This window comes from Neisseria sp. P0009.S007 (assembly GCF_051962515.1).
Genome location: NZ_JBQCVF010000138.1, coordinates 1 through 4,296, shown reverse-complemented (window position 1 = coordinate 4,296; position 4,296 = coordinate 1). Strand labels below are relative to the sequence as shown.

Annotated in this window: 6 protein-coding genes; 5 read left to right on the top strand and 1 reads right to left on the bottom strand. The window is 53.0% G+C overall.

Annotated elements, in window-relative coordinates; all coding sequences use genetic code 11:
• Nucleotides 1–863, bottom strand: an 863-nt coding sequence (gene tal / locus ACTHS3_RS10425; RefSeq protein ID WP_440367919.1) for a transaldolase, incomplete at its 3' end; no start/stop codon positions are given.
• Nucleotides 864–997: 134 nt separating this feature from the next.
• On the opposite strand from tal, the gene ACTHS3_RS10420 reads away from it, so the two are divergent.
• The 5 genes from ACTHS3_RS10420 to lptB all read left to right on the top strand — a co-directional run.
• Complete coding sequence (locus tag ACTHS3_RS10420; RefSeq protein WP_063076105.1) at nucleotides 998–1,972, top strand: KpsF/GutQ family sugar-phosphate isomerase; 975 nt, start codon at nucleotides 998–1,000, stop codon at nucleotides 1,970–1,972.
• A gap of 66 nt (nucleotides 1,973–2,038) precedes the next feature.
• On the top strand, nucleotides 2,039–2,575 hold the full coding sequence (locus ACTHS3_RS10415) for a KdsC family phosphatase (RefSeq protein ID WP_063069321.1): 537 nt from the start codon (nucleotides 2,039–2,041) through the stop codon (nucleotides 2,573–2,575).
• Nucleotides 2,572–3,153 carry an LPS export ABC transporter periplasmic protein LptC gene (gene lptC, locus ACTHS3_RS10410; protein ID WP_107737378.1) on the top strand — a complete coding sequence of 194 codons (582 nt, stop codon included), beginning with the start codon at nucleotides 2,572–2,574 and terminating at the stop codon, nucleotides 3,151–3,153. Before ACTHS3_RS10415 ends, lptC begins: the two co-directional genes overlap by 4 nt.
• Entirely contained in the window at nucleotides 3,134–3,664 is a 531-nt protein-coding gene (lptA, locus tag ACTHS3_RS10405) for a lipopolysaccharide transport periplasmic protein LptA (RefSeq protein WP_049328829.1), read from the top strand. The genes lptC and lptA overlap by 20 nt, the downstream gene beginning before the upstream one ends.
• Nucleotides 3,665–3,734: 70 nt before the next feature.
• The coding region (gene lptB / locus ACTHS3_RS10400) for an LPS export ABC transporter ATP-binding protein (protein ID WP_440367918.1) at nucleotides 3,735–4,296 on the top strand (562 nt) is incomplete at its 3' end.

The following is a 4,296-nucleotide window of genomic DNA, read 5'->3' as shown; positions in this document are numbered from 1 at the left end:
GCATCGGGAACGGTGTTGACGGTATGGGCGCCAATCAGGCTGTCAACGTACAAAGTGTCAGGATAGGCAGGGTTTTTCACGCCGGTAGATGCCCACAGAAGTTGTACGCGGTTGGCACCTTTTTCGGCAAGTGCAGCAAATTCGTTGCTGCCGAAGTATTGCGCCCAATCTTGATAGGCGGCTTTGGCCAGCGCTATGGCGACTTTGCCTTTGAGGTGGCCGGGCAGGGTGGCGTCCAACGCGGCATCGACACGGGAAATAAAGAAGCTGGCGACAACTTGGATATGGGAAACGTCGTGTCCTGCCTCCAAACGTTTGGCAATGCCGCGCGCGTAAGCGGCATAGGCTTTGAGGGTTTGGGCGCGGGAGAAGAGCAGGGTTAGGTTAACGCTGATGCCGTCTGAAACAAGGGTTTCAAGTGCTTCGATGCCTTCGTCGGTTGCCGGTACTTTAATCATGGCATTTTTACGGCCGATAGCGGCGTGCAGGCGGCGCGCTTCTTCAACCGTGCCTTGCGCGTCTTTGGATAATTCAGGCGAAACTTCGAGGCTGACGAAGCCGGTTTTGCCGCCGGTGGATTCGTGTTCGGCAAGGCACACGTCGCAGGCGGCTTGTACGTCGGCAACCGCCATGGTTTCGTAGCGTTGTTTTGGGGTCAGGTCTTGCTGTTTAAGCGCAGCTACTTCATCGGCGTACAGGGCATCTCCGGCAAAGGCTTTTTGGAAAATGGCAGGATTGGAAGTTACGCCACACACACCTTGTTTCAGCATTTCTGCCAATTCGCCGCTTTGTACCAGCGAACGGGAGAGGTTGTCCAACCAGATTTGTTGTCCTAATGCTTTAACGTCCGATAAAATAGTCATCTCTGATTCCTTTTACATAATAGGTTTGTTTGTAAAGTGGCGGTAATGCTACGCCGATTCGATGAATTTGAACAGTTTACAGCCGATTAATTTGGGCAAAACAAACCTAAATTCAAGCACGAAAGGTGGCTTTGATGGCGGAAAACACACTTTATCTCGACTGGGCGCGCGATGTATTGGATACGGAAGCCGAAGGTTTGCGTGAAATTGCGGCGGCTTTGGACCATGATTTTGTCCGTGCGGCGGAAGCATTGTTGCACTGCAAGGGCAGGGTTGTCATTACTGGCATGGGTAAGTCCGGACACATCGGCCGCAAAATGGCGGCGACCATGGCTTCGACAGGCACGCCTGCGTTTTTCGTCCATCCTGCCGAAGCGGCGCACGGCGATTTGGGCATGATTGTGGACCACGATGTCGTGGTTGCCATTTCCAATTCCGGCGAAAGCGATGAAATTGCGGCGATTATTCCGGCGTTGAAACGCAAAAACATCACGCTGATCTGCATTACCGCCCATCCGACTTCCACCATGGCGCGTCATGCCGATATCCATATTACCGCGGCTGTTTCCAAAGAAGCCTGCCCGCTCGGCCTTGCACCGACTTCCAGTACGACCGCCGTGATGGCGTTGGGTGATGCGCTGGCGGTGGTATTGCTGCAGGCGCGTGCGTTTACGCCGGATGATTTTGCTTTAAGCCATCCGGCCGGCAGCCTGGGCAAACGCCTGTTGCTGCGCGTGGCGGATATTATGCACAAAGACGAAGCCTTGCCTGCCGTTTTGTTGGGCACGCCGTTAAAAGAAGCCATTGTCCGCATGAGTGAAAAAGGCTTGGGTATGTTGGCGGTAACCGATGCCGAAGGCCGTCTGAAAGGCGTATTTACCGATGGCGACTTGCGCCGTCTGTTTCAAGAACGCGACAGCTTTGCCGGTTTGAAAGTGGACGACATCATGCACGCCTCTCCGAAAACCATCTCTGCCGATCGTCTCGCCACCGAAGCTTTGAAAGCCATGCAAAGCGGTCATGTGAACGGTTTGCTGGTCGTCGAAGAAAACGGTGTACTGATTGGCGCGCTGAACATGCACGATTTATTGATGGCACGAATTGTCTGAATCGACGGCAAAAACGTTTTCAGACGGCCTTATGCTAGAATAGGCCGTCTGAAATAAGGAAACCTTATGCAAAACCTCTCTTCCGACCTGCAACAACGCGCTTTAGGTATCAAACTGCTGATACTGGATGTAGACGGCGTTTTGACCGACGGCCGCATTTTTATCCGCGACAACGGCGAAGAAATCAAATCGTTCCACACTTTGGACGGACACGGTTTGAAAATGCTTCAGGCTGGTGGCGTGCAAACGGCGATTATTACCGGCCGTGATGCGCCTTCAGTCGGTATCCGCGTGAAGCAGCTCGGTATCAACTATTACTTCAAAGGCATTCACGACAAACGTGCCGCCTACGCCCAATTACGCGAACAGGCCGGTGTGGAGGAGCATGAGTGCGCCTTTGTTGGCGACGATGTTGTCGATTTGCCCGTGATGGTGCGTTGCGGATTGGCGGTCGCAGTCCCTGAAGCGCATTGGTTTACTTTGCAATACGCCCATTATGTAACCCGACGTTCCGGCGGCGCAGGTGCGGTGCGTGAAGTGTGCGATTTGATTATGCAGGCGCAAGGTACGCTTGAACCTGCTTTGAAAGAGTATGTACGATGAAAATCAGATGGCGTTACGGAATCGCCTTTCCGCTGGTGTTGGCCGTTTCACTCGGCGCACTGGCGGCGTGGCTCGGCCGCATCAGCGAAGTACAAGTCGAAGAAGTCGTCCTCAATCCGAATGAGCCGCAATATTCGATGAAAGGCATCAACGGCAAACGTTTTGACCAAGAAGGCCGTCTGAAAGAAAACCTGAGCGCGGTCGATGCCGTCCAATATCCGAATAGCGCAGACGTGCATTTGGACAAACCGCATCTTTCGTTTTACCGCGACGGCAGCCTGCTGTACGAAGTCGGCAGTGACAAAGCAGAGTACAATATTCAAAACAAAAAAGTCGTTTTTGAACAGAATGTTGTCTTGAACAAAGCGGCAGATGCCAAGCGTTTGGCCGGCATCGTCAAAACCGAACGTTTGAATGTCGATACCGAGGCGCAATATGCCCATACCGACAGCCCCGTTACTTTCCAATACGGACAGTCCAGCGGTCAGGCAAACGGCATGACTTATGATCACAAAACCGGTTTGCTGAATTTCCCTTCCAAAGTGAAAGCCACAATTTATGATACAAAAAATTTGTAAAACCTTAGCCCTTGTTGCCGTTTTTGCGGCCAGCCCGGCCTTTGCCCTGCAAAGCGACAGCAAGCAGCCGATTCAAATCGAAGCCGACCAAGGCTCGCTTGACCAAAACAACCAAAGCACCACCTTTTCCGGCAACGTCATCATCAAACAAGGCACGCTCAATATTCGTGCCGGCAGCGTGACCGTTTCGCGCAACGACAAAAGCGAGCAGTTGATGAAAGCCACCGGCTCACCCGTCAAATTCAGCCAAGAGTTGGACGGCGGCAAAGGCGTGGTCAACGGCCAAGCTAATACTGTAACGTATTCTTCCGCAGCCAGTCTGGTTACCCTGACCGGCAATGCCAAAGTACAGCGCGGCGGCGATGTGGCCGAAGGTGCAGTCATCACTTACAACACCAAAACCGAGGTTTATACCATCAACGGCAGCGCCAAATCCGGTGTGAAATCCGCCGCCAAATCCGGCCGCGTCAGCGTTGTCATCCAGCCGTCCAGCACGCAGAAAAACAAATAAGAAAACACACAAAAAGGCCGTCTGAAAAAGGTTCAGACGGCCTGAGGTCAATATCGAAAGTCAACAGAATATGAGCGCAAACAACAGCCGTCTTGTGGTTCAAAACCTGCAAAAAAGTTTCAAAAAACGCCAAGTCGTCAAAAGCTTCTCCCTTGAAATCGAAAGCGGCGAAGTCATCGGCCTGCTCGGTCCCAACGGCGCGGGTAAGACCACCAGCTTTTACATGATTGTCGGCCTGATTGCCGCCGATGCAGGCAGCGTGATGTTGGACGGCCAAGAGTTGCGCCACCTGCCGATTCACGAACGCGCCCGCCTTGGCGTCGGCTATCTGCCGCAGGAGGCCTCGATTTTCCGCAAAATGACCGTGGAACAAAATATCCGCGCCATTTTGGAAATCAGCATGAAGGATAAAAGCCGCATCGATGCCGAACTTGAAAAACTGTTGGCCGATTTGAATATCGAGCGCCTGCGCAACAACCCTGCGCCGTCCTTGTCCGGTGGCGAACGCCGCCGTGTCGAAATCGCACGCGTGCTGGCCATGCAGCCGCGTTTCATTTTGTTGGACGAACCTTTTGCCGGCGTTGACCCGATTGCTGTCATCGATATTCAGAAAATCATCGAGTTCCTCAAAT